The organism is Acinetobacter sp. S-1 (assembly GCF_059579785.1).
This window is the reverse complement of sequence record NZ_CM184207.1, coordinates 3201895-3226759: the sequence shown is the minus strand read 5'-3', so window position 1 is coordinate 3226759 and position 24865 is coordinate 3201895. Positions and strand designations below refer to the sequence as shown.

Genomic DNA, 24865 nt, shown 5'->3' with positions numbered 1-24865 from the left:
CATAGCCTTGTAATGAGGGTGCTTTGGCTAATGTTGGGTATATAGCCATATCCTTACTTTTTAAGGATAAAAAGTAACAAAAATCCTTTGTCGGGCTGACGGTATGTCCTTATACCGCAGCCCAACTGAGCGGCATCCATGCCGCCTGCCACACTAGTAATCAATAGTTTAAATCTTAAGCCGTATAATTTGATTAATAATCATAAGACTTGTCGTGAGTTTAAATATTACAGTCTCAAGTTTTCTTTGATCTAAAATACACTTTCTTCTGAAAAGCAGTAAAATACTCTCTGTGTTTTATATCCCCAAAGAGTAGCAATGACCGATCTCCAACAAGATGAATATGACCGCCGTTTTGCAGGTGTAGCCAAAGTTTATGGTGATTCATCGTTCCAGCACTATGAAAAAAGTCATGTGATGGTGATTGGTATTGGTGGTGTTGGTAGTTGGGCGGTAGAAGCTTTAGCACGTACAGGTATTGGTGAGTTGACTCTGGTGGATATGGATGTGGTTGCGGCATCAAATGTGAACCGTCAGTTACCTGCGATGACATCAACTCTGGGCTGTGAAAAAATTGAGATTATGGCGGAGCGTTGTCGCCAAATTAACCCACGTATTAAAGTTAATATTATTGATGACTTTTTAACACCTGAGAATGTCACAGAACTTTTAAATCCTGTACCTGATATTATCTTGGACTGCATTGATGACGTTAAAGCAAAATTGGCTTTGATGCTTCATTGCCGTTTTAATAAAATTCCTTTAATTGTGTCGGGTGGAGCAGGTGGTAAGCTCGATCCACTTAAAATCCGCGTGGCCGATCTATCAAAAACAGAACAAGACCCAATGTTAGCGAAGCTACGTAGTCAACTTCGTGCTCGCGGCATCTGTAAAAAGCCAAAAGAGAAATTTGGTATTACCTGTATTTACTCAATCGATAATCCATTTTCTAGTGCAGATGTTTGCCCATCGGCGGGATTACGTTGTGGTGGCTATGGGTCAGCGGTAGTGGTGACTTCAAGCTTTGCTATGATTGCCGTGGCTGAAGTTTTGAAAAAGCTTGATTTAAAGAAAGCCTAATTTAAATATTGAAAAGGCATGTGCTTATGTAAGTGCATGCCTTTTTATTTTTGAGAGAAACTATTTAATCATACAGCTCTATGTTGTCTTGCTGGGGTTGTGTGGGTAACTGCTGATCATAAAATTTAAAGCACCATAAAATTAGAACAACAACGGTGAAAATGACAAACCCTTTTAAATACTTCATGAATAATTCAATCAATTGAACGGTCTTGATAAAATTCTAGCGAAGGCTATCTATCTAATCTAATATAGAAAATAGACCTAATAATCTAATTTTGAGATGGTTATGCTCACATTAAAACAATTCCAATATTTCATAAAAATTGTTGAAGAAGGGAGTTTCACTGCTGCTTCAGAGAAATTATTCATTGCTCAGTCTGCTTTAAGTCGGCAAATGAAGCTATTAGAGGAAGCAATTGATTTTCAGTTATTTGATCGTACTGATAAGAAAGTAAAACTCACGGCGGCAGGAGAGGTCTTCTATAAAAAAATTAAAGATAATATGCATTATTTAAATGAGATTATTGGAGTTTCTAAGAATATTGCAGAAGGAAAAAATCGTCAGATTAAAATTGCTCATTCGAGCAGTATTATTATGGATGATAGAAAGATCCAGATATTAAAAGAAATTAGCTTAACGCAACAAATCAATTTTGAGATAAATACCTTGTCATCTGAGCATCAGATTTTGGCTTTACTGAATGGGGAAATTGATATTGGTTTGATTAGACCACCAGTTCTGCATAGCCTTGAAGAAATAACGACCTTGAAACTATATGAGCAGCCATTATTTGCAGCTGTTTATATTGATCACCCTAAATTTAAAGAAACACAAAGTATCCAGATAAAAGATTTAAAAGATGAATATTTTGTTTCGACTCCACATCCTAAGCGGGGAGGTTTGAGTTATTTAGTCTCAAACTTGTGTGTAGGGGCTGGCTTCTGGCCTAAAGCAGCGACGATCCAATCACGTAAGCTAAACCAATTACAGTTAGTTGCTGCAAATTTGGGTATTAGCATTGTTCCCCAAGAGTTTGAGAAAATATTACCCAATCAGGTCAAGCTATTACCTTTGGCAGATTATTTGTCACTTTCAGAAGTTTTGTTGGTCTATAGAAAAGATCATGATGAAATGATTCAGCATTGTGCTGAACTCATTTATCAAACGTTTCAATCTTAGAAAAATGATTAAGCGGCTAATCTATAGTAAGTATAAGTGACGTTATCATCTTTATAGACGTCATAGCTATTTTGTTTGAAGTCAGAGACCCATTCACTTCCAGTGTACCCTGCGATATGTCCATAAACATGGTTGCGGGTTCTGTGAATGATGTAAATGTCACCTTCTTGAGGTTCGTCGAAGGCTGGATCAATTTGTTTATAGCCAATCTTTTTGAGAGTATCGCCCCAATCTGAAGCTGCGATTGGGTGGTTTTCAACATTAGCACCAGCAGATTCGAGTGCAAGACGGATACTACGTGCGCATCTAGCTTTACTGCGTCTAGAAGTTACGCTTTCTAATTTTTCTACAAACTTTTCTACGTCGATCGGTGGGTTGGTTGAAGTTTGAGTTTGATGATTATTGGGTTTCATGGTGAAAGGATAAGGGAGGCTTGGTGCGCTGTGCGATACAACAATGGCTGCCTGATTTGAATCCTGATACATGTAATTATCAGCTACTTGTCCGTCATAAATAATCATCGTGAAATCTCTACCGTGCTACCCATATCCATATTAAAAAAATCACCACCTACCTGTGGCGTTCAGAGATACTAATAGGCATATCTTAAAAGTTTTGTTTATGTTATGTAATAACGTATCTTTTTTCCAAAGGTGGCTGCCTTGGTGCGAAAATATACTTATCAAAAGAAGTGGTCAAAAATTGTGAAATTTAAATTATTGATATCATTATAAATAAATAACTAATCAGAACTTAAATTTGAATATTTTTTCCCAACATTTGCGAATATACTCAAAATCTAAGTCTCTGATTTAAAATGCCACATTTTCTTACAATTTAAAAAGTCGTTGTCAACTTAAACCTGCTGCTCTTTTACATACTCTTCAGTGCGAATCATAGCTTGCTCGCATGTTCTGAATTGCATTTTCAACATCAGCTAAAGTCTTTGCATTTCCGCCACTTAGTGCTTGGCGCCATTTACGAGCACCCGGTAAGTTTTGGAATAAACCTAAAATATGACGTGTAATGATTGAAAGAGGAGCACCTTCAGCTATGCGTTGCTCAATATAAGGTAGCATTTGTTCCATAATATCGAAACGATCTGGCGCTTCTAAATTCCAAAGCTGTCCCAATTCGGCGAGTAGGTAAGGGTTGTGATAGGCTTCACGGCCAATCATGACACCATCAACATGTTGTAAATGAGCTTGAGTTTCGGCAAAAGTTTTAATTCCGCCGTTAATTTCAATGGTTAGGTGTGGACGTTCTTGTTTTAAGCGGTATACATCTTCGTAGCGTAAAGGAGGAACTTCTCGATTTTCTTTTGGAGACAAACCTTTCAAAATAGCAATACGGGCATGCACAACGAAATACGTACAACCTGTTGCAGCGACAGTATCTACGAAATGTAGCATTTCTTCGTAAGACTGCATGTCATCAATACCGATACGGTGCTTTACCGTTACGGGAATACTCACCGCCTTTTGCATGCTGTGAATGCATTCAGCAACCAAGTCTGGCTCTGCCATTAAACATGCACCGATTTTATTATTCTGTACGCGGTCACTTGGGCAGCCTACATTGAGGTTGACTTCATCGTAACCCCAGTCTTCGGCCATTTTTGTGCAAGTTGCAAGCTCTTGTGGGTTTGAACCGCCAAGCTGCAATACGATTGGGTGCTCTTGAGCATTATAGTCCAAATGGCGTTTTGCATCGCCAAATAAAATCGCGCCTGTAGTCACCATTTCTGTATAGAGCACAACGTTTGGGTTAAACAAGCGTGCAAAGAATCGGTAGTCCTTTGTAGTCCAGTCCATCATTGGAGCTACACTGATTCTTGGAGATTTAATAGTTTCAATGGTTTTATCAATAGTCATTAAAAATCATACCTTTAATCAGTGTTTTACAACCTGTTTGAATCTGTGGGAACTCATGTTTAGCTGCATTAATCGGTTTGCATTTACACCAAAATTTACACCATAATGAAAAAAATGGTTCATGGTGTAAATTTATGGGGTCAATTACTGCCAGAAAAGGTGCAGATGGAAACGTTAGTTACCGAGCTGCTATCCGGATCAACAAAAAGGGCTATCCAGCATATTCTGAAAGCAAAACATTTCATTCAAAAAAAGTGGCAGAAAACTGGCTTAAAAAAAGAGAAGTCGAGATTCAAGAAAATCCAGATATTTTATTTGGCAAAGAACAACTAATTGACCTAACTTTGTCAGATGCCATAGATAAATATTTGGATGAAGTTGGGAGCGAATACGGAAGGACGAAACGCTATGCTCTACTCTTAATTAAGAAGTTGCCAATCGCGCGCAATATTATCACAAAAATACATTCAACACATTTGGCTGAGCATGTTGCTCTGAGACGGAGAGGTGTACCGAATCTTGGTTTAGAACCTATTGCAACAAGTACACAGCAGCATGAGCTTTTACATATTAGAGGGGTTCTGTCTCATGCTTCTGTTATGTGGGGCATGGATATTGATTTAAGTAGCTTCGATAAAGCTACAGCACAGCTTAGAAAAACTCGCCAAATCTCATCTAGTAAAGTTAGAGATAGGCTTCCAACAAATGAAGATTTGGTTACTTTACGGGGCAAGAGTACGATCCAAAGTTATCGTCAGCCTGTGTATTACGTGGATTTGACTCTAAGAGATTCGATTGGATTTGCAAGAGCTTTAAATGAAGCCCGTTTAATAGATCAGGATTGTAAAGCAAATGGTTTTAATCAAAGTGCATTAGATGAAATAGCTCGACGGGGATTTGAAAATTCTCCTTTTTAATTTTTGGAAGAAGAGAGTTGTCTCCAAGATAATATTTTTACTTATGATACTGATGATGAGAGAAAAAGTGATTTTGCTGAGGAATTAGCAAAAAGTTGTTTAACCCAATGATTAATATAATAAGAGAGCTTTTTTAGGCTCTCTTGTAATTGATAAGCAATTGTTTTTTAATCCTATTTTTTGTAAAAAAATAGGATGGGATTGTGATAGTATTACTGCCAATATTATTGGATTCAAAATTTTGACGGTCAAGAAATAATGAGATTTTCTTGATTCTGCTCAAGAGTTTTAATGTTGTAGGTATTGATGTTTAGGATTACACAAGATTTAAATATTCTATTGAAACAAGTTAATTGGCAGATAACAAAATGAGTTTTAGATATATTGGTTCTAAGGCTCGGCTTGTTGACCAAATTTCACAATTTATACCAGAATCTAGGAATGAAGGTTTTTTTGTAGATGCTTTTTGTGGAACAGGTAGTGTTGCAGAAATCGCTGCTTTAAAAGGTTGGAATATTAGATTAAATGATAATCTACTTTCTGCTCTAATTACAGCACATGCACGCTTAATAAGTGATGAGGAGGTGCCATTTTTATCTTTAGGTGGTTATGATAATGCGATTCAAATTTTAAATAATTTGAACCCTTTATCTGGATTTATTTGGCGCACTTATAGTCCAGCTTCTTTATCTCATTGTGGTATTGAACGACGTTATTTTACTGAAATCAACGCACAACGTATTGATGCTATTCGGGAAAAAATTTCTGCATGGTCTGAGAATAATTTAATTACTGAAATAGAAAAAAGGTTGCTAATAGCAGATTTATTTAGTGCTCTAAATAAAGTTGCTAATATTGCCGGCACTTTTGGTTGTTTTATGGCTAAGTGGACTAAGCAGTCAGAAGGAGACCTATATTTAGTTCCTAGAAAATTAAAGAGACAAAAGGTAAACGTGCAGGTATTTGTTGGGGATGTCTTTGATGTACCTAATTCTTATCAAGATGTCGTATATCTAGATCCACCATATACTAAACGACAATATGCAAGTTATTACCATATACTTGAAACAATAGCTTGGTGGGATTCTCCTCAAGTTGAGGGCGTCGCGGGTCTTAGACCATGGAAAGATAAAGCCTCTGATTTTTGTTATAAAGTTAGAGCTTTGAAAACTCTTTCACGATTAATCCAAAGTTTAAAAGCCCAAAATATTCTTCTTTCATATAGTAGTGAAGGGCATATTCCAATGTGTGAAATGGAGGAGGAGCTAAGAACTTTTGGACGGGAAATTAAAGTAATTCCTTTGGGGAAAATTGGTAGATACAGACCTAATAAGATTGCAAGTGAAAGTGCATCTGAAGTTAATGAGTATCTGATTCATTTGAATAATGAATCAGAAGTATCTATAGATAGTTAAGAGTTGGATAAGTATTTATGAGTTCGCCACGTCCATTAGAATGGGATTATCTTTCAGACATTGAAAAGAGCTTACAAAAAATTATCACTCCTTTAGGAAATAGCCACGAAGTCAGATTGCAAGTTTTGGAAACTATAGCATCTTATTTTGGTGGATTTGATATTGAAAATTTTCATAAAAAATTTAATATCAAACACTTATCTTTTAGTGCGGAAACTACAGAATTAATAAAAGAATTAAAAAGATTAATTGAAATTAGTCCTGTCGAGTATCCATTGATTTTGAGTATTTTGTCACGAGAAGATTTATTAGAACACAATAGAAAAACTACGGGTGCTTATCATACCGATTTTCGATTGGCTCAGCGTTTAGCAAGAGCTTTAATTGAGAAAATCACTCCAAATGACAAAATAATTGATCCTGCCTGTGGAGCTGGCATTCTTTTGACTGCTGTTGCGCTAGAGTTTCATAAAAAAACACCTAATATGATCTCTTCATGGCTAAAGAATTCAGTCTTTGCTGCCGACCTTTCAGCAAACTCTTTAAGAGGAACAGTGTTAAGTTTAGCATCCTTAACTGATGATGTTGATGCACTTATTAATATGCGAAATAAGTGGTTTTGTGGGGATAGTCTTCTGGCAGAAGATGAGATTTGGACTGGGATGTGTCCAAATGGTTTTGATGCAGTGATTGGTAATCCACCCTGGGAAAAAGTTAAAATTTCAAAACATGAATACCTTAAAGCGAATGGTGTCGAGAGATCTTACGGACAAAATATTGAACAACTAGATGAAACAGATTTCCATAATAAAAAAATAGAAGTAAGTGGTTACTCAAAGTTGTTGTCTAAAAAATATCCTATTTTAGGATGTGGAGATCCTGATTTATATATCGCATTTATGGATTTATCTTTTAGATTGTGTAGAAATCATGGGCATGTTTCTATCTTAATTCCTGGAGGATTTATCCGTTCTCAAGGAACTCAAACTATCCGTCAAACTATTTTAAGTTCTTCCGAATCTACTACCATTTCGATTTTTGATAATAAGTCTAGATTTTTTTCTATAGATACTAGGTTTAAATTTTTACTAGTGGAATTAACTAAAAATCCTAATATAGTTAAAACTAACTCTATTATTAAGTTAACCCATGAACAGGGTGCAGAATACAATACATATTTAATATCTGAATCCGATATACCATTACATGAGTTGGAAAAGGTTAGAAGAGATTTAAGTATTCCAGAAGTAAAGAATATTGAGAGTTGGAATCTATTCAATAAGTTATTCTCAAATTCTTGTTCATGGGAAGATGAAAATTATGGATGGTCGCCAAAATTTTGTCGTGAGATAGATATGACAAAAGATAAGCGACTATTTTATAAGGATAAACACATACATTCTTTACCATTAATTGAAGGACGCATGGTAAATGCGCATAGATTAGGGGTGAAAGGGTATGTAAAAGGAGATGGGCGAAGTGCAGTTTGGGAAAGTTACGATATTGGGGAAGAAAAACTCCAACCTCAATTTTTTTTGAGAATTGAAGATTTACCACATTCTATAGTCGAGCGTTCTAAGCAATATAGAGTAGGTTTTTGTGATATTGCTGGTCAAACAAACGAACGCTCATTGACTTCTGCTATTATTCCACCTGGGGTTATTTGTGGTAATAAAGTTCCGACTATTACATTTCCTCATGATACAAGTTTAGAGCGTTTAATTGTGTGGACTGCAATTAGCAATAGTTTTGTATTTGATTGGATGTTAAGGCGAGTATTAACAACTACCGTTAACTATTTTCTACTACAAAGCATTCCTTTACCTAAGCTTAAAAAATCTAGTGAAGAATGGAATCTATTAGTTGATCTGATTTCTAAAATTAGAAACCTATTAGAAAAGGGAAATCTGACCGACGAAAATAAATTTCAAATTGCTTTGCTTAGAGCTGAAATTGATGCTGAGATTGCAATGGCATTTAATTTGAATTTAGATGAAATGAAGCTAATACTCGATGATTTTCAATTATTAGATAGAGGTCAATCACCTATTAATAATGAAAAAAGATCTACAGTTACAACTGATCTTGTAATGAATCAATTAGCTAAAAAATTGAAATTAGATAATAGCTTTTGGGAAAAACGAGTAAAGCAAGCTTTTAATTTAGGGGCGGTTGGCTATATACCATCACAGTTAGCAATGAGTAATTTGAGAGTATCAAAATGAGTAATTTGGTTGTTAGAATTTTATATAAAGAATTGATGCCGGGGGATCTAAGAAAAATTCAGGCTAATTCTAACGATTCTCCAACAGGAGGTGGTGCTAGAGATTTTAGATTTGGGGCATATAAAAAATTAGCACCAGCAATAAAAAAAATGTTTCCTCAAGTAACTTTAGAAAAAAGAAAACGTGGAGAAGCAGAGGTAGAATTAGAAGTTTTTAAGGGAGTGTTTTCTTGGCTAGATAAAGATGGAAATTTAGTTGAAAAAGACTCTTTTTTTGAACCGCCTACTGATGCAAGACCTTCTGAAGGGCGTATTGTAAGAGTGCCTGAATATGAATGTTTTGATCCTTCTAAAATTCCTCAAGGTAGTGCTAGTAATAAGATCATTCTTCTATTCATTCAAACTGATGACGGTCGAGTTTGGCCATATTTTGCTGAGGAAAACTCCTTGCGTTCAGGACAATGGGATCCAAGAGTAGAGAAGGCAATATTGGGTTGCATTGATAAAGATCGGGCATGTAATAAAGCAGTTATAGGCTACTACGATTTACAAACACAGGAGTGTTATTGTAATGGCAACTAACTATTCTAGTGAAGTTATAAAAATTTTAACTTCCTTAATGAAATCTAAAAATGTATTAATTTCTGGTGCGCCCGGTACTGGTAAATCGACCTTACTTGCTGAGGTTGCGGAGGCATTCCAAAATATTAATAAGGTTAATACTCAAGGTGTGCAGCCTAAATTGAATTTAACAGGAGGAGTCGCGATACCTCCACCTTCAAGTAATAATGGACCTGTTCTTCCAACTTTTACTGCTCAAAATAGAAAAGTATTTCAGACAGTCTTTCATCAAAATACTAAGTATCGAGATTTCGTGACAGGTATTATGCCTGTTGTAAGTGCTAATCAAAATGGGTTAAATTTTAAAGTTACAAAAGGGATTTTATATAGAGCTAGTGAGTTTGCAAAACAACAAAATAGCGCAGCTTTAATTATTATTGATGAAATAAACAGAGGTCCTGCTGTACAAATTTTTGGTGACACACTAGTCGCCATAGAATCTGATAAAAGATTGGGAGTGGATGGATCTAAAAAAAATACGACTCACTCTTTTGAGTTACTTCATCCTGATACTGGGGAGTTAGGGGAGTATTCGTTACCAGAAAATCTATATATTTTGGGTGCCCTGAATCAGGCTGATGCTTCAGTTGATCCTTTAGATGTAGCATTTTTGCGAAGATTTGAACCATTTAAGCTATTACCTAACGAACAGTTGCTAAGAAATTATTATGAATTAACAGATTCTGATAAAATAATTGATTTTAATAATCAAGGTACTTTAACGCCAAATATTTTATTTGAGGCCTCAGTTAGAGCGTGGTGCTCTATAAATTTAGCTATATCAATTGGTAGAGGTGAAGAATTTCAAATAGGTCATGGTGTTCTAATGTCTGAAAAAGATATTAGTAAAATGACTCCTAGCGATGCATCCGAAGCTTTATGTCGAGGATGGGAAAAAATTATTGCACATGTTGAAGAATTATTTTTTGGTGATCTAAAAGGAATTGCAGTCACATTCAATGCATTAAATTCTACTTCTACAAATCCGTATAGTTTGGAAGAGATTGAATTTGGAGATACTTTGCGGTTGAAACTAAATCGCCCTGATCATTTATCAGAAAAAAATATTTTTAAAATCCTAAAGTCTTTTATTAGAGAAAAATAAATGATTAAGAATCATAGGTTTTCTCTGGTTGAGTATGGGAAGCCTAATAGTCTAGTTCAGCAAATAAAAGCTTCTACAGGGCTGCCAGAGTTGCAAGTTCTGAAGTTGTTAATAGATGCAGATTTACGGATATCAAAGCAATTAAAGGTTACAAATAACTCTTTGGTTATTAGTACAAGTGGAGTTTCTGCTAAAGCTTTTGCTGGAATTATAAGATTATCTCCTACCATTGAATTGGAAATTGCACCAAAATTTTTGGGACTTAACGACACCCATTCTGAATGGAAAGAGGATTTCTTTTTTTTACTAACTCTTTCTCGCTATGGTTCTTTGCTTCCTCGAGAAAATTTAAGATCTTCTACTAGTGCACATAGAGATCTAGCTAATTTAGTGGCAAGGTCTTTTATTCAAATGTATGAAAGTAGAAAAAGGCGACCGATAAGAAACTATCAAAAATTTACCTTTGAAAGTTTTGAATACGAAGGTGATCCTGATCCAATGGATTTAATTAATCCTTCTCCAGATGGATTTGTACAAAGTGTCTTTAGATTTGATAAAAGGAATCAGTGGAATTTTAATATACTGACAGCAGCCAAAATACTCTCAAATGAGGTTACTGAAGCAGAATTAAAAGGAGGGCTATTACGAATTGTAAGTGAACTTTCTCCACAATTTAAGAAAAGTTTAAATTTACGTAATCGCGTTATACCGTCAAGATCAAAGGATTGGGAAACTCTTTATGAATTATCGATAAATATTCAAAATGGTTTTGGCATTAATTATTTACAAGGTACTTTGGCGGCACCAGGGTTCGTTATACAAACGTGGAGAGTATGGGAAGATTTAATATCAATTGCTTTACATATGGCATTTGGTTCAAAAAATATACAAAGACAGCCATCAAGTAGACTTGGTTGTAGAATTAAATCTGACTCAATGAAAAAAGAATTAAGTGTAGAACCAGATTATTTAATATTTGATGACACAGAAAATGTAAGTTTCATTGTTGATGCTAAGTATAAGGGGCATATAGATAAAGGTGGGGACAGGATTGCTGAGACAGATATTTATGAATCTTTAGCTTTTTCTAGAGCTGTGGGATGCAAAAGAGTGGCGTTGATTTATCCTGCAATATATACAGAAGAAAAAAAATCAGTAGGTTGTTGTTCAATTTTTGAGGAAATCCAAGTCGAAGATATTAATATTTATGGAATATCTATCGAAGTTAGAGGGATAGCAAAACGAGGGGGATTGAAAGAGTTTGCCAAAGAGTTGCGTAAATATCTTATCGAAGTAGGACGCTGCCATTCTCATAAACAAAAGTCATCTACTCTTTAAACGTAACCATTCAAATTGTGTTGAATAGTGGGAATTTATAATAAATTCCCTAGTTTTTTAGCTAATAATTAATTTTTACGCCAAATTTACACCTTATTCTTTTGTTTTTATATTAATGTATTGATATATATCAATTATTATTTTTTTAGTGTCCAATCCATCATAGGTGCGACAGAAATACGAGGTTGTAACGATTGAAGTGATTGCATAGCCAATAGACCCAAAAGTCGCTAAATTAATGAAAGGGCAGCATTATACGGGGTTTAGCCCTGAATCGACAGTGGCATTTAACCGAGTAATTTATAACCACCCTTATGTTGAATATAGAAAGATGATTTATAACAATTTACTTTATGAGTGAGCGAGCTGCTTTTTTTGTAAGAAAGCATCAATGACACTAAATAAAATACAAAGCAGAACAAGAGCTACACCTGCAACACATGTCATAGTCCACCCGCCATGATTCCAAGCAAAAATCCCTAAGGCAGAGCCACCAGCTCCTCCAATAAAATAAGTCGTCATATAGATGGCATTAATACGAGATTTGGCATCTGGACGTAAACGGAAAATAATGCTCTGGTTGCTGGTATGAACGAGCGCGAGTGCTAATTGAATTAAAGCAAAGCCAATAACATAACTAGAAAGGAGGGTTTGTCCGAAATAGAAACAAAGCCAGCTCACCAAAAACAGTCCACAACCCATCCATGTAAGTAATCGTGTGTAGCCTTGGTCGGCATATTTACCAATATAGCGTGTTGATAATGCCCCAAAGATACCGACTAGTGGGACTAGTCCGATAAATAGATCGGGTAAATGGTGTGTCGAAGTTAAAAGTAAGGCGATGGTGGAATACAGAATACTGACTGCGGCAAAGGCGAAAGCACCTGTAAGCGCTCTTAATAATAGTCGCTTTTCCTCTTTTAAGAGTTGAGCCATGGAAACAAATATTTGTCCATAGTTCATTTTCATACGCAAGACATAAGGTAAGCGACTTTTTAAGGTAAATGCCAACAGAAGCATTAATACGCCGCTGACGACATACACTACTTTCCAGTGGAAAAGGTTGGAAAATAAGCCAGCTAAACTGGTAGAGAGTAAAATTCCGACCAATAAGCCACTCATTAAAAAACCAATGATCTCGCCAGTTTTCTCGGGTTTTACGGTCATTGTGGCAAGTGGGATGAGGACTTGGGCAGCAACAGAAAATAATCCCGCTAAAATTGTACCAATCCACAACATGGGTAAGTTCACAGCAAAAGCAGATGTAAATAGACCAACTGCGCAAAGCACCATCAAAAACGGAATAGCTTTGGCTTTATTGACAATATCACCCAATGGGACAATAAAGAGTAAACCGAGGGCATAAGACACCTGAGCAAATGTCACTGTTAAAGCAGCTTGTGCTTGAGTTACAGCAAACTCTTGCTGAATGGAGTGAATGAGAGGCTGACAATAATAATTCACACCTGCACATAAACCGCATGCTGCTGCCATCAACCAAAGCAAAGGTTTATTTTGACTGATATCTTCAGGGGTAGACATGACGTTCTCTCAGTTTTATTGGGTGTATGCCGTTGCTTCAACTTCAATAAGCATGTGTTCTAGCGCAAGGCGCGGCACAGGAATAAGTGTACAGGCAGGAAAAGGATGATTTTTCCATAAATTTTGCATAATTTTAATCAAAATTTGATGTTTTTCGACCGAGTGGTCAACAACTAAAACTCTCAATACAGCAATATTGCTAAGCTCTGCATTGGCTGCTTTTAAAGCATGTTGAATATTATCAAAAACTTGGTTCGCTTGTTCTTCAAAACTTGGGTTTAATTCACCTTGGGAATTTTCGCCTCCTTGACCTGCTACATGAATAATATTCTTAAAGCTTTCCACTACAGCAACATGACTATAAGCATTTGGCGTTGGGTTATATAAAGTTGATGGATTTATGATTTTAAAAGTTTCTTGATTCATTGGAACTCAACCGTTTATTAAAATTTAGATGAGTATCCAACCTCAACTTAAGTTGAGGTCAAGAGAATTTAATGTTTTAGTCTTTTCTTTCTGAGAGTAATCATCATGACACCGACAATATTAAGAAGGCAGCCGACCCATTGCCACATATTGAGATGTTCATTTAAAAAAGCAACGGCAAGCAAAATCGTTAAAACTGGTCCAATTGAAGCAATCATTGCAGATTGAGAGGCACCTAATCGTTCAATGCTTTGCATGAGCATAACGGTGGGTAATACGGTAACTAAAAAGCCTAAGCCAATGCCATACCAAATTACACTAGAGGGGAGTTGTAATAGGAGTTGAATTGGATGAGGTGTGCTTAATGCGTAATGAGTTAATGTACCGATACAAGCCACAGTTAAGGCTAACCCTGTGAAATTCCAAGAACCAAATTTCTTAATGAGAGGTGGCGTCAGCAACAAATAGCCGGCGAAAGCCACGGCACTTGCAAATACGAAACTTGTCCCTAACCAGAAGTTGCCCTGAATTGGTGCGTTGTTATGCTCCTGAAGCATAACCAGCACGGTTCCACCATAACTAAGAAAAATGGCAAAGAAACTTTTTACATCTAATTTTTGTTTGTAGAGTAAGCTTGATACGATGACAGTAAGCGTGGGATATAAAAATAGAATAATTCGTTCTAAAGAGGCACTAATAAACATAAGGCCCATGAAATCGAGCCAACTTGCAAAATAGTAGCCTAATAGACCGGCAAAAATTAAAATTAGCCAATCCTTCTTTTTTATGCCCTGATTATGATGCCTGTTAAACCAGCAAATTAATAGAAAGAACGGTAAAGCGCTTAACATACGTAAAGCCATCAGGACCGTACCGTCTACTAATGGAGAAAGGGCATAAGTCTGTTTAATAAAGATTGCTTTTGTACTGAATAGAAACGCAGAGCAAAGAGCAAAAAAAGACCCGATTTGAAACGAAGATAAAGAAATTTTCATATACAGGACTGTATAAGAGAGACTATTGTCTGCAAAAAAAGAAAAACCTTCCCATATTACACCTCTAAACAAATATCGTGAATCATCAGTTCAAAATATGGGTATTTATTAAATAAATAGTGGGTGGTATTTTAAAAAAGTTCAATTAGAATCCAAATTCTGTACAAAGAATACACATGGGGGAAACATTGCAGCTTGCAATGTTTTTGACAATGAGAAATTAGCTTGAGGAACGCTCATGCAGATCGGAATCCCAACCGAAACTGTCGTCGGTGAAAATCGTGTAGCTGCTACGCCAGAGACAGTAAAGAAGTTGATTAGCGCTGGTCATAGCGTTGTGATTGAACGTGGTGCTGGTGTAAAGGCTGCGTACATTGACAGTGCTTATGAACAGGTCGGTGCAACCATTACGGATGATGCCTATACGGGTAGTCAAATTATTTTGAAAGTTCGCGCACCACAGGGCGGGGAAATTCAGAAACTTGCAGCAAATACCGCTGTTGTAGCAATGTTTGATCCTTATCGTAATACCGAGCTAGATCAGTTTGCGAATCAACAAGTGTCTGCTTTTGCTTTAGAACTGCTTCCTCGTACGCTTTCTCGTGCACAAAACATGGATGTGTTGTCTTCTCAAGCAAACTTAGCTGGTTATAAGTCAGTTTTACTTGCTGCTGCTGAATATCAACGCATGTTCCCAATGCTTATGACTGCTGCGGGTACTGTAAAGCCTGCGCGTGTTGTAATCATGGGTGTTGGGGTTGCTGGTCTTCAAGCGATTGCAACTGCAAAACGTTTAGGTGCAATTGTTGAAGCGACAGACTTACGTCCTACAGCTAAAGATCAAGTTGAGTCTTTAGGTGGTAAGTGGTTAGACGTCCCAATGTCTGAAGAAGAACAACAACGTGCAGCAGATGCCGCTAAAAATGGTTATGGATGGATGCCGGGTGAGCAATACATCAAAGACCAAGCTGCGATTGTAGATAAAGCTGTTTCTAATGCTGATATCGTGATTACTACTGCATTGTTACCAGGTCGTGATGCGCCGCGTCTGATTAAAGCTGAAACTGTTGCCAAGATGAAACCAGGCTCTGTCATTTTAGATATGGCTGTTGAAACTGGTGGTAACGTTGAAGGCTCTAAAGTTGGTGAGACTGTGTTTACAGAAAATGGCGTGAAAATTTTGGGTGTTCCAAATATTCCGGCAACTGTAGCAACAGAAGCTTCTGCATTGTATGCGCGTAACGTTTTTAATTTCGTAGAGACCTTATTCGACAAAGAGAAAAACTTTGCGATTAATCAGGAAGACGAAATCCAAAAAGCCCTATTAGTCACTCATGGCGGTCAAGTACTGCTTAAGCGTGGTTAAGGAGATTTCTCATGGTTGAAACTATTACAATTTTCGTCCTTGCCATCTTCGTAGGTTATTACGTGGTTTGGGGTGTTACGCCAGCTTTGCATACACCACTTATGGCGGTAACCAATGCTTTGTCATCTATTATTGTGGTAGGTGCGATGTTGCAAACTGTAGGTCTGCCAGTTTTAGGTGTAGATGCTAACGTTGCATTTCAAAGTGTGAATGTGGTGAGCGTACTCGGTGCGATTGCAGTATTTTTGGCAAGCATTAATATTTTCGGTGGCTTTGCAGTAACTGCACGCATGCTGGAAATGTTCAAGCCTAAGCAAAAGAAATAAGAGGGCTTTGACATGGAATTTATTCAAGCAAATGCAAACTGGTTGTACCTTGTTGGCGCAATCCTCTTTATCTTGACGCTTCGTGGCTTATCTGGCCCTAAAACAGCAATTCAAGGTAACCGTTACGGTATGATCGCAATGGCGATTGCAGTTGTAACAACCTTCTTTGTTGCCAATAATCCAGTTATTTGGATGATCGTTGGGGCAATGGTGCTAGGTGCAATCGTGGGTATTGCGCGTGCACGTACAGTGCCAATGACGCAAATGCCGGAAACTGTTGCGCTTATGCACTCATTGGTGGGTTTGGCTGCGGTATTAATTGCGATTGCTGCAATTTTACATAACAACCAACTTACTGAACTATTCGCTCAAAATGAGGCGGCTTTAACAGCAGCTGGCGTGCAGCATGCACACATGAGTAAGGTTCATTTATTTGAATTGTTTGTTGGTTGTTTCGTTGGTGCGATTACCTTTACTGCATCTGTGTTTGCGTACGGTAAATTGGCTGCGAAAAAATGGGCTAAAACAATTTCTGGTGCATGGGTTAAACCTGTTCAAGCACTTATCTTTGTTGCGATGTTGGCTTGTGGTTTCTACTTCTTCACAACTGGCAACATGACTGCATTCTGGGCAATGACAGCACTTGCACTTGCATTTGGTTGGGTTTGGATTGCACCGGTGGGTGGTGGTGATATGCCTGTAGTGGTATCGCTTCTTAACTCATTCTCTGGTTGGGCAGCGGCAGGTATTGGTTTTACTCTTGAAAACAACATGTTGATCGTTGCGGGTTCGCTTGTAGGTTCATCTGGTGCGATTCTGTCGTACATCATGTGTAAAGCAATGAACCGTTCGATCATCAATGTATTGTTCGGTGGAGCAATGGGTGGTGCAGCAGTTGCATCCGCAGATAAAGGTGAACAAGTTCAACGTAACTACCGTTCAGGTTCTGCTGATGATGCTGGCTTCTTAATGTCAAATGCGGATAGCGTTGTGATTGTACCGGGTTATGGTATGGCGCAAGGTCGTGCTCAAAATGCTGTAAAAGAGTTGTGTGAACTTTTGAAAGAACAGGGTGTAACGGTTCGTTTTGCAATTCATCCGGTTGCGGGTCGTATGCCTGGTCATATGAACGTACTACTTGCTGAGGCAGACGTAGCATATGAAGACATTTTGGAAATGGATGAGATCAACTCAGATTTCCCTGCAACTGACGTAGTACTTGTAATTGGTGCAAACGATGTTGTAAACCCAGCTGCGAAAGATGATCCAAGCTCACCGATTTATGGTATGCCGATTCTTGAGGCTCATAAAGCGCGTACAATCATGGTGATTAAGCGTTCTATGGCAACTGGTTATGCTGGTCTAGACAACGATTTGTTCTATAACGAAAAAACAATGATGATCTTTGGTGATGCCAAGAAGGTTGTTGAAGATATGACAAAAGCAATTAACGGTACAGGCCACTAAGTTGCTTTGAAATAAAAAACCACCTTCGGGTGGTTTTTTATTTGGGCTGTTTTTTAAAGAAATTTTTCTACAAGGCCCATAGATTGTTGATAGAGGTCACGTGCAAGTTGCTGATTTTTAGCATGTGATGATTTCCAGTCTGGCATATGTGCGCTGACATATTCGCCATTACGGTTCTGCCATGCCTCAGAAGTTGCCATTTCTGTAATGAGCTTTGCTGGAACTGAGGTTGGGACTAGGCCTAATTTCATCGCTGCATAGACAGGTTTGGGTAAGTCGCGATAAATATCAGAAGCGACACCGCCTGGATGTAGTGCGTTATTGGTAATTGAACTTCCAGCTAACTGTTCTGCTAATGCATTGCTGAATAGTAAATTCGCAAGTTTTGATTGTCCGTAATAGAACAGGGGATTGTAAAAACCTTCTGCACGAAACTTGTTGGGTTTAATTGAGCCCACCCAGTGAGCAATAGATGCAAGATGAATAATGCGCGCTTTAGGAGATTGTTGTAAAACTGGGAGTAGTTTTTGAGTTAATAAAAAATGGCCTAAATAATTAACCCCGAATTGTTGCTCAAAGCCTTCATTGGTCAGTTGCTTTGTTTTGGAAAATAAACCTGCATTATTAATGAGTACGTCAAGGTTGCCATAGCGATCAGCAATTTCATCTGCTGCTTTTTGGGTTAACTCAAGGCTATTTAGATCGAGGGAAACTAAATCGACCTGGCCTTGATTGAGTGAACGTAGCTTGTTTTGCGCCTCTTGCGCTTTTTGTGGATTTCGACATGCCAAAATCACATGTTGCCCTTGTTTAACGAGTTGTTCTGCTGTGGCGAAACCTATGCCCGTATTAGCACCTGTAATTAATATCTTCACTTTCTGTACTCCAGTTATGCTATTTATTGGTGGGGACTTCAAGAATTTGTATAGTGCTGTAAATTTGACAATTTGTCATGTCAAATTTAGATATATGTGATGATTGGTGTTTTGGGGATAGGGTATGGTATTTGAAAGTGATTAAAATAGATGTGGATAAATAAAAAAAGCGGCTCAAAAGAGCCGCTTTTTTTAAAAGCAAAATTTTAAGCAACCGACTCTGGAGCGGTACGCCATAAGCTTTCTAAATCATAGAATTTACGAGCTGTTGGTAGCATTACGTGTACTACAACAAAGCCGAGATCAATCAAGATCCATTCTGCATCTCGTTCACCTTCAACGCCAATCGGGCGGAAACCGGCTTTTCGAGCTTCTTCTGCAACATTGTCAGCAAGTGCTTTGACATGGCGAGTAGAAGTACCACTTGCAATTACAATAGCATCAGCGACATTGCTAATTGAGCTAACATCTAACTGGAGAATATCTTTTGCTTTTACATCAACTAAAGCGTCGTGGACGACTTTGAGACAAGCTTGTACGTCTTTATTTGAGGTGTTCATTGCGAAATCGTGAGAATTAGACACGCTGGGCGATGGTTCTAAATTCATATAGGGTATATTTTCCTGACAATTACTCACTATCTAATATAGTGGTTTTCGCACTAAATTTCAAACAGAAGTCGTAACAGTTTATATATTTACATCATCAGAAAAGTATTTTTTCTTCCATGTAAACGACTGATTTGAACCATTCTCAGGTTTATATTCCGCTGCAATATAGTTCTGATATGAACTTTGCTTTAACCAAGAAAAAATTTGTTCATAAGGAATTTGAGCTGTATCAGGCTCATGGCGGCCCGGACAGTCTGCAAATTGAATATGTCCAATTAAGTTAATATTCTCTTGTAAACCCTCAAGTACATCTTCACCCATCATGGCCATGTGATAGCAGTCATATTGCATTTTGAGGGCAGGGTGATTGACTGCTTCTAGCATTTCTTGGCCCTGCGCAATGTTCTGCACCAAAAAGCGAGGCATATCCGTGCCATTAATCATTTCAAAAACGGGTTCTATATCATGTTCACTGAGTAAGTTGCAGGCAAGTTTTAAATTGGCTGCTAGTGTTTTTAAACAAGGAAGCAAGTCTGCATCTAGTGGTTGTTTGCCCGCTAAAATATTAACACGAGGAACGTTTAAAGCCGTGGCATAGCTAATAGCCAATTCTAATGCCTCATGGAAAGCTGTTTCTTGGCCAGGAATGCCTGCTAAACCGTTTCCACCTTGCATAAGATCACCGGCAGGCACATTAATTAAACAAAGGCTGAGGTTATAGCGTTCGAGTTGAGTTTGAATATCTGCAATAGACAATTCATAAGGGAATTGAATTTCGACATATTCAAAGCCCTGAGCATGGGCCAGAGCAAAGCGTTCAATTAAAGGAACTTCGGTAAAAATCATGGATAAATTGATTGCAAGACGACCCATACTCAAACTCCGTTTATTTTTGCTCTATTAATTGAATCATAGTAGCTAAATCTTTCTCGGCAAAGCCATTTTTTTGGTGAGTTTGTAGCTGTAATAGAGCTTTTTGTGCAACTGGGATATCTAAATTAACATTGTTAGCCAATGTTACTGCGTTGTTAAGATCCTTTGATAATGTTTGAACTTTCCACTGAACAGGTTCAAAGGTATGAGTTGCCATACGTGGAGTGAGAATTTGAAAAGGTTTTGAATCTGCAAATCCACCTGCTAAGGCTGGAGCGAGCAAAGTGGTATCTACACCAGCTCGGTCTGCTAGTGCAACAGCTTCTGCAATAAGAGCACTGTTGGCTGCAACAATGAGTTGATTGCAGATTTTGGTGGCTTGGCCAGTTCCTGTATCTCCCATTCGTGTTACACGTTGAGATAAAACATTATAAACAGGCGTTAATTCTGTAATGGTTTGAGCATCACCACCTGCAAAAATAACAAGCGTGCCTTGTTCTGCTCCAGCTGTTCCACCTGATACAGGTGAATCAATCCAAATAACGTCATGTGTGGCAGCAGTTTGAGCAAGCGTTTTTGTTGCAGCAACAGATAAGCTCGAGAAATCAACAATTACCTGCTTAGCTTTTAAGTTCGGCTGAATTTGTTCAAATACTGCCTCTACGGCTTTGTCATCTGCTAGACAGATTAAAATAACAGGATATTCGCCAATATTTATAAGATCTAAAGGCTGTGCGCCGATATCAATCAGTTCTTCACATGCAGAAGGGGTTCGATTCCAAACCGCAACTTGAAAGCCAGCTTGAATAAGGCGGGTTGCCATGCGGCTCCCCATAAGCCCTATACCTAAAAAAGCAATAGGGGTGTTGCGATCAAAATTCATAATCTAAGCTCTTTATTTATATTGGCGTGGTAAAAAATTAACTTCAGGATGTTTGTCTTTTTTACGAGCAAGTTTGCTATTTTTACCAAGTAATAATTTAAGTTGCCAGATTTTTTCTAGACGCAATGACTTTTCAGGTTGGTGTTCCATTGCATCAAGTACACGTTTTGCAGCAGTGAGAGCATCAGGTGAGCGTTGTAACATTTCAGTGGCAATTTCATTTGCTTTTTCTAGCGGAGAGTCGCTTAAATGAGTTACAAGACCAATTTCTTTTGCATAATCTCCATCAAAAACGCGGGCCGTTAAGGTGAGTTCTTTTGCAAGATCAACGCCAATTAAGCCTTTTAATGAACGAGTAAGTCCCATATCTGGAACTAAGCCCCAACGGCTTTCCATAATCGACATTTTTGTGTCTGGATGAGAAATGCGAATATCAGCTGCTAAGGCAAGTTGCATTCCGGCACCAAAACAATATCCTTCAAGAGCTGCAATCACAGGTACAGGTAAATTTTGCCAAATCAGGAATGCTTTTTGGAACAAGCTTTGTCCAGGTTTCACAAGCTCCCAAATGGCAAAGGCAGAATTTTTTGGATTATTCAGATCAGATAAATCAATTCCAGCACTAAAAACTTGTGCTTCACCTGTCAAAATCACACAGCGGATATCTCTATCTTTTTTAATGGCTTTTGCTGTTGAAACGAGTTCTTTTAATAAGGCAAAACTCATGGCGTTACGTTTATCAGGACGGTTTAGATAAACTGTTGCAATGCCATTATTCTTTTCAATACGTAAAAGTGCCATGAAATTCCCGCTTATTTTTTTATCGATAAGCGGAGCATAACATGGCTGTAATTTGGAAACATGACAGCTCAGTCATGCCTATTTTGTATATGTTAGTCAGGGATCACCAAGATTTGATGAGCAGCACTTTCTACTTCTTTCACCACAAGGCCTAACTCATCAAAGCGTCTCATAACTTCTTCAATAAATCCTTCATCGGCTATACGGCGTTCTTTGCGTAGTGTTGAAATAAATTGCTCAAAATCACCTGTCACTTGTTGCAGTTTTGGAGTACCTACATAGCGGGTAGCACCATAAAGACGATGTAAAACATGCTCAAGTTGAGGGAAGTCTTCAAGCTCCATGAGCTGCTGCATTTCGTCTAGCTCAGTTGGGAAACTATCAACTAACATTTTAAGTAAATCTTGAGCAAGATCTTCTTTGTTTGCTGCAAGCTGCAAGCTTTGTTGCCAGTTTAGAATTTCTGGGTCTAATGCTTCTGCAACGACATGATGGTCTTTATCTGGAGCTTTTGCTGTAAAGTTGTTTTTAGTCCATTGCGTTAAAATCTGAATAATTTGTTCCATTTGAATTGGCTTAGTGACGTAGTCATTCATGCCGACTTTGAGAAGTTTTTGTTTTTCATCGGCAAGGGCATGGGCTGTTAATGCAATAATTGGAAGCTGCATTTCACCATCTAAAGTTGACTCTAGTGAACGAATAGCGCGAGTGGTATCAATGCCTGACATAACAGGCATTTGAATATCCATGAACACTAAATCAAATGGTTTGAGTTTTTGATCAATTCGCTCTTGGATAAGGTTCAGGGCTTCTTGACCGCTGAGAGCTTTAGTTGTTCTAACGTTGAGCTCACCTAGCAGGGCTTCTAGCACAATTAGGTTAGGTAAGTGATCGTCGACTGCCAGAATGTGTAAACCCTGCCCATTAAAGTCTTGTTGTTCCTCTTCAAAAATAGGTTGATCATTTAATAATTGAATGAGTCCGCTTCGGCTTAATGGTTGATAGAGAGGGCGAGCACGATATTCATTGAGCATGTTTGGCTCAAGCGTCATTTGATAACCATAAACTGCCAAATTACCTTGATAACGACTACGGATTTCTTTTAATAAGGCTTCAGTATCACCACTGTGGTCAACAATGAGCCATGTATTATCTTTCTGATCAAGGTGTTTTAAACGACTAAATAAGTCCAGAATCGATTGTGTTTCGATGTGAGGAACATGATAGTTTTCAAGATAGTAACGTAAAACACTTGCGGTAGCAGGGTGTGCAAGATAAGACACCACTTGTAAATGCTCAAAGTGTGGATGTTCAATCTCGTAATCTTCATCTACCACAAATTGTGCGGTAAACCAGAACGTAGAGCCTTTTTCTGTCGGAGCGCGTTCTTGGTTATCCTCAAAGCCAATTTGACCATGCATGAGATGAACAAGCTGTTTAGAGATCGCAAGGCCTAAACCTGTACCGCCAAATTGACGTGTAACGGATGCATCACCTTGCGAGAATGATTCAAATAATTTTTTACGGTCTGTACCGCTTAAACCAATACCACTGTCTTGAACACTAAAATGAAGTAGGCATTGTCCGATATCATCATGTTCCATGCGAACACGAACAATAATTTCGCCGTCTGGAGTGAACTTAATCGCATTCGAAATCAAGTTAGTCAGAATTTGTTTGAAGCGTAAAGCATCACCAATCACTTGTTGTGGAATGTTGTCTGCATAGTAAAACGCCATTGCGATATGCTTTTGGGCAGCCAGTGGAGACAACATATCCATGACATCAAAGACAGCTTCTTCTAAATCAAACGGTGCTGTTTCTAGCTCTAATTTACCTGCATCAATTTTTGAGAAATCTAATACATCATTAATTAATGCCAATAAATGGGCTGATGACTTGCGAATAGTTTGCAGGTAAAGATTTTGTTCGTTATTTAGGTTTTGTTGACGAAGTAATAAATGAATAAAGCCATCAATACTGTTTAAAGGCGTTCGAAGCTCATGACTAATATTGGCAAGAAAAACCGATTTGGCTTGGTTCGATGAAATCGCTTGGTCACGTGCTTGACGATAGTTAATGTTTTGAACTTCTAAGGTATCTAAAGTTCTACGTAAGTCTTCTTCGGTTTGTTCGGTGTGTTCTTTTAACTCTAAAAAGCTAAAGTGCAATCGTTTAACAACGTTTGCAATATCACGCTGTAATAAGCGCAATTCACCCGTACTGTTAATGACCATATGCTGGTCCAACGTGTCTGCATTTAAACGTTGCAACTGCATGCGAATTTCGTACATCGGTGCAATCCACCGACGCGAATAAAAATTCAAGCAAAGTAAAAGTAACAGTAAGGTCATTAAGCCAGTAATGACGAGGGCAATCAAAATACGGTAACGTGCCAATTCTAGTGGCTGATTATCCATTTCAATCACAAGCCAGACAGGTGCTTTTCCGGGTGTGTCGCTAATCCGCTGTCCATAAATATTGTTGTGGTTATAAGAGATTGGACCAAAAAAATTATTTTTTTCAGTAAAGTTTGGCCAATAACGATTGTCTCGATAACCGATACTTAAATAAGTCTGACCATTGCTATCAATTAACGCAGCACGTTTTAGATTTTTTTCATTAAACATGCTTTGCATGATGTGCTGAGCATGGTCATATTCATCGGGCTGTAGTTCAACTAGGTGGTATAAATCTAGTGCGATTTGATTATAGCGGGCTAAAATTGCTGAGGCATGATGTAGCTGTTGTTGTTTTACTGAATGCGAGGTTTCAGTTAAAACCAGAAAAGCACCAACACACGTTAAAATCATAATGGGCACAAAAATAAGAGCAATCAATTGCCCATATGCATGATTCAGACGTAAGCGTTTCGATAAGGTTTTATTGAAATTAGACATGGCTACATCAGATTTATCTCTCTGTACGGCATCTTATCACGCT

General features: G+C 37.9%; 22 protein-coding genes and 2 pseudogenes. 11 read left to right on the top strand and 13 right to left on the bottom strand.

Annotated elements, in window-relative coordinates; all coding sequences use genetic code 11:
* Positions 1-318: 318 nt before the first annotated feature.
* Positions 319-1080, top strand: coding sequence for a tRNA threonylcarbamoyladenosine dehydratase (locus AC52J8_RS15515; RefSeq protein WP_032035284.1), 762 nt, complete (start codon positions 319-321; stop codon positions 1078-1080).
* A gap of 64 nt (positions 1081-1144) precedes the next feature.
* On the opposite strand, the gene AC52J8_RS15510 is transcribed toward AC52J8_RS15515, so the two are convergent.
* Complete coding sequence (locus AC52J8_RS15510) at positions 1145-1267, bottom strand: hypothetical protein (protein ID WP_002117232.1); 123 nt, start codon at positions 1265-1267, stop codon at positions 1145-1147.
* Positions 1268-1363: 96 nt separating this feature from the next.
* Between AC52J8_RS15510 and AC52J8_RS15505 the strand changes: the two genes are divergently transcribed.
* Complete coding sequence (locus tag AC52J8_RS15505) at positions 1364-2263, top strand: LysR family transcriptional regulator (protein ID WP_086400262.1); 900 nt, start codon at positions 1364-1366, stop codon at positions 2261-2263.
* Between the two features lie 8 nt (positions 2264-2271).
* Here AC52J8_RS15505 and AC52J8_RS15500 read toward each other — a convergent pair whose 3' ends face one another.
* Positions 2272-2784: a hypothetical protein gene (locus AC52J8_RS15500; RefSeq protein ID WP_086400261.1), complete on the bottom strand. Its 513-nt coding sequence runs from the start codon at positions 2782-2784 to the stop codon at positions 2272-2274.
* Between the two features lie 335 nt (positions 2785-3119).
* Positions 3120-4137 (bottom strand): annotated as a pseudogene (dusA, locus tag AC52J8_RS15495) (tRNA dihydrouridine(20/20a) synthase DusA).
* Between the two features lie 134 nt (positions 4138-4271).
* On the opposite strand from dusA, the gene AC52J8_RS15490 reads away from it, so the two are divergent.
* The 6 genes from AC52J8_RS15490 to AC52J8_RS15465 all read left to right on the top strand — a co-directional run bounded on the left by AC52J8_RS15490 (position 4272) and on the right by AC52J8_RS15465 (position 11757).
* The gene (locus AC52J8_RS15490) at positions 4272-5054 is read left to right on the top strand and encodes a hypothetical protein (protein ID WP_228149123.1); all 783 of its coding nucleotides are present in this window, start codon (positions 4272-4274) and stop codon (positions 5052-5054) included.
* 368 nt (positions 5055-5422) lie between these two features.
* A complete protein-coding gene (locus AC52J8_RS15485; RefSeq protein WP_086611595.1) occupies positions 5423-6469 on the top strand; it encodes a DNA adenine methylase in 1047 nt (348 codons plus the stop codon).
* Positions 6470-6486: 17 nt separating this feature from the next.
* Positions 6487-8694, top strand: a complete 2208-nt coding sequence (locus AC52J8_RS15480) for an Eco57I restriction-modification methylase domain-containing protein (protein WP_086611594.1) — start codon at positions 6487-6489, stop codon at positions 8692-8694.
* Entirely contained in the window at positions 8691-9275 is a 585-nt protein-coding gene (locus AC52J8_RS15475; protein WP_086611592.1) for a hypothetical protein, read from the top strand. The genes AC52J8_RS15480 and AC52J8_RS15475 overlap by 4 nt, the downstream gene beginning before the upstream one ends.
* On the top strand, positions 9265-10419 hold the full coding sequence (locus tag AC52J8_RS15470) for an AAA family ATPase (RefSeq protein WP_086611590.1): 1155 nt from the start codon (positions 9265-9267) through the stop codon (positions 10417-10419). Before AC52J8_RS15475 ends, AC52J8_RS15470 begins: the two co-directional genes overlap by 11 nt.
* Positions 10420-11757 carry a 5-methylcytosine restriction system specificity protein McrC gene (locus AC52J8_RS15465; protein ID WP_086611588.1) on the top strand — a complete coding sequence of 446 codons (1338 nt, stop codon included), beginning with the start codon at positions 10420-10422 and terminating at the stop codon, positions 11755-11757.
* A 143-nt stretch (positions 11758-11900) separates the two neighbouring features.
* On the opposite strand, the pseudogene AC52J8_RS15460 reads toward AC52J8_RS15465, so the two are convergent.
* The 4 genes and pseudogenes from AC52J8_RS15460 to AC52J8_RS15445 all read right to left on the bottom strand — a co-directional run.
* Positions 11901-11966 (bottom strand): annotated as a pseudogene (locus tag AC52J8_RS15460) (hypothetical protein); the annotation flags it as partial.
* A gap of 142 nt (positions 11967-12108) precedes the next feature.
* Positions 12109-13299, bottom strand: a complete 1191-nt coding sequence (locus tag AC52J8_RS15455; protein ID WP_496538851.1) for an MFS transporter — start codon at positions 13297-13299, stop codon at positions 12109-12111.
* A 15-nt stretch (positions 13300-13314) separates the two neighbouring features.
* Entirely contained in the window at positions 13315-13725 is a 411-nt protein-coding gene (locus AC52J8_RS15450; RefSeq protein WP_086400259.1) for a RidA family protein, read from the bottom strand.
* 68 nt (positions 13726-13793) lie between these two features.
* Entirely contained in the window at positions 13794-14720 is a 927-nt protein-coding gene (locus AC52J8_RS15445) for a DMT family transporter (protein ID WP_017387604.1), read from the bottom strand.
* Between the two features lie 238 nt (positions 14721-14958).
* Here AC52J8_RS15445 and AC52J8_RS15440 point away from each other — a divergent pair, with 238 nt between their 5' ends.
* The 3 genes from AC52J8_RS15440 to AC52J8_RS15430 are packed head-to-tail and all read left to right on the top strand — an operon-like array spanning position 14959 to position 17879.
* Complete coding sequence (locus tag AC52J8_RS15440) at positions 14959-16086, top strand: Re/Si-specific NAD(P)(+) transhydrogenase subunit alpha (protein WP_002117245.1); 1128 nt, start codon at positions 14959-14961, stop codon at positions 16084-16086.
* Between the two features lie 11 nt (positions 16087-16097).
* Positions 16098-16412 (top strand): proton-translocating transhydrogenase family protein, encoded by a 315-nt coding sequence (locus AC52J8_RS15435; RefSeq protein ID WP_000230434.1) that lies wholly within the window; start codon positions 16098-16100, stop codon positions 16410-16412.
* A 12-nt stretch (positions 16413-16424) separates the two neighbouring features.
* Positions 16425-17879 (top strand): NAD(P)(+) transhydrogenase (Re/Si-specific) subunit beta, encoded by a 1455-nt coding sequence (locus AC52J8_RS15430; RefSeq protein ID WP_005079030.1) that lies wholly within the window; start codon positions 16425-16427, stop codon positions 17877-17879.
* A gap of 53 nt (positions 17880-17932) precedes the next feature.
* Here the strand turns inward: AC52J8_RS15430 and AC52J8_RS15425 are convergent, their stop codons facing one another.
* The 6 genes from AC52J8_RS15425 to AC52J8_RS15400 all read right to left on the bottom strand — a co-directional run bounded on the left by AC52J8_RS15425 (position 17933) and on the right by AC52J8_RS15400 (position 24822).
* Positions 17933-18754: an SDR family NAD(P)-dependent oxidoreductase gene (locus AC52J8_RS15425; protein WP_086400258.1), complete on the bottom strand. Its 822-nt coding sequence runs from the start codon at positions 18752-18754 to the stop codon at positions 17933-17935.
* Between the two features lie 206 nt (positions 18755-18960).
* Positions 18961-19362 (bottom strand): ribosome silencing factor, encoded by a 402-nt coding sequence (gene rsfS, locus AC52J8_RS15420; RefSeq protein WP_001047580.1) that lies wholly within the window; start codon positions 19360-19362, stop codon positions 18961-18963.
* An 81-nt stretch (positions 19363-19443) separates the two neighbouring features.
* Positions 19444-20238 carry a hydroxypyruvate isomerase family protein gene (locus tag AC52J8_RS15415; RefSeq protein WP_017387608.1) on the bottom strand — a complete coding sequence of 265 codons (795 nt, stop codon included), beginning with the start codon at positions 20236-20238 and terminating at the stop codon, positions 19444-19446.
* Positions 20239-20251: 13 nt separating this feature from the next.
* Complete coding sequence (locus AC52J8_RS15410; protein ID WP_002117186.1) at positions 20252-21121, bottom strand: NAD(P)-dependent oxidoreductase; 870 nt, start codon at positions 21119-21121, stop codon at positions 20252-20254.
* 12 nt (positions 21122-21133) lie between these two features.
* The gene (locus AC52J8_RS15405; RefSeq protein ID WP_005066251.1) at positions 21134-21922 is read right to left on the bottom strand and encodes a crotonase/enoyl-CoA hydratase family protein; all 789 of its coding nucleotides are present in this window, start codon (positions 21920-21922) and stop codon (positions 21134-21136) included.
* Positions 21923-22014: 92 nt separating this feature from the next.
* Positions 22015-24822, bottom strand: coding sequence for a GacS-like sensor histidine kinase (locus AC52J8_RS15400; protein WP_496538850.1), 2808 nt, complete (start codon positions 24820-24822; stop codon positions 22015-22017).
* Positions 24823-24865 lie beyond the last annotated feature (43 nt).

Excerpts from the sequence above, each read along its gene's own strand:
- AC52J8_RS15405 (WP_005066251.1), bottom strand. The coding sequence starts at position 21,922 with ATGGCACTTTTACGTATTGAAAAGAATAATGGCATTGCAACAGTTTAT.
- AC52J8_RS15440 (WP_002117245.1), top strand. The coding sequence starts at position 14,959 with ATGCAGATCGGAATCCCAACCGAAACTGTCGTCGGTGAAAATCGTGTA.
- AC52J8_RS15500 (WP_086400261.1), bottom strand. The coding sequence starts at position 2,784 with ATGATTATTTATGACGGACAAGTAGCTGATAATTACATGTATCAGGAT.
- AC52J8_RS15455 (WP_496538851.1), bottom strand. The coding sequence starts at position 13,299 with ATGTCTACCCCTGAAGATATCAGTCAAAATAAACCTTTGCTTTGGTTG.
- AC52J8_RS15515 (WP_032035284.1), top strand. The coding sequence starts at position 319 with ATGACCGATCTCCAACAAGATGAATATGACCGCCGTTTTGCAGGTGTA.
- AC52J8_RS15415 (WP_017387608.1), bottom strand. The coding sequence starts at position 20,238 with ATGGGTCGTCTTGCAATCAATTTATCCATGATTTTTACCGAAGTTCCT.
- AC52J8_RS15465 (WP_086611588.1), top strand. The coding sequence starts at position 10,420 with ATGATTAAGAATCATAGGTTTTCTCTGGTTGAGTATGGGAAGCCTAAT.
- AC52J8_RS15505 (WP_086400262.1), top strand. The coding sequence starts at position 1,364 with ATGGTTATGCTCACATTAAAACAATTCCAATATTTCATAAAAATTGTT.
- AC52J8_RS15475 (WP_086611592.1), top strand. The coding sequence starts at position 8,691 with ATGAGTAATTTGGTTGTTAGAATTTTATATAAAGAATTGATGCCGGGG.
- rsfS (WP_001047580.1), bottom strand. The coding sequence starts at position 19,362 with ATGAATTTAGAACCATCGCCCAGCGTGTCTAATTCTCACGATTTCGCA.
- AC52J8_RS15480 (WP_086611594.1), top strand. The coding sequence starts at position 6,487 with ATGAGTTCGCCACGTCCATTAGAATGGGATTATCTTTCAGACATTGAA.
- AC52J8_RS15510 (WP_002117232.1), bottom strand. The coding sequence starts at position 1,267 with ATGAAGTATTTAAAAGGGTTTGTCATTTTCACCGTTGTTGTTCTAATT.
- AC52J8_RS15470 (WP_086611590.1), top strand. The coding sequence starts at position 9,265 with ATGGCAACTAACTATTCTAGTGAAGTTATAAAAATTTTAACTTCCTTA.
- AC52J8_RS15490 (WP_228149123.1), top strand. The coding sequence starts at position 4,272 with ATGGGGTCAATTACTGCCAGAAAAGGTGCAGATGGAAACGTTAGTTAC.
- AC52J8_RS15450 (WP_086400259.1), bottom strand. The coding sequence starts at position 13,725 with ATGAATCAAGAAACTTTTAAAATCATAAATCCATCAACTTTATATAAC.
- AC52J8_RS15445 (WP_017387604.1), bottom strand. The coding sequence starts at position 14,720 with ATGAAAATTTCTTTATCTTCGTTTCAAATCGGGTCTTTTTTTGCTCTT.
- AC52J8_RS15485 (WP_086611595.1), top strand. The coding sequence starts at position 5,423 with ATGAGTTTTAGATATATTGGTTCTAAGGCTCGGCTTGTTGACCAAATT.
- AC52J8_RS15430 (WP_005079030.1), top strand. The coding sequence starts at position 16,425 with ATGGAATTTATTCAAGCAAATGCAAACTGGTTGTACCTTGTTGGCGCA.
- AC52J8_RS15400 (WP_496538850.1), bottom strand. The coding sequence starts at position 24,822 with ATGTCTAATTTCAATAAAACCTTATCGAAACGCTTACGTCTGAATCAT.
- AC52J8_RS15410 (WP_002117186.1), bottom strand. The coding sequence starts at position 21,121 with ATGAATTTTGATCGCAACACCCCTATTGCTTTTTTAGGTATAGGGCTT.
- AC52J8_RS15435 (WP_000230434.1), top strand. The coding sequence starts at position 16,098 with ATGGTTGAAACTATTACAATTTTCGTCCTTGCCATCTTCGTAGGTTAT.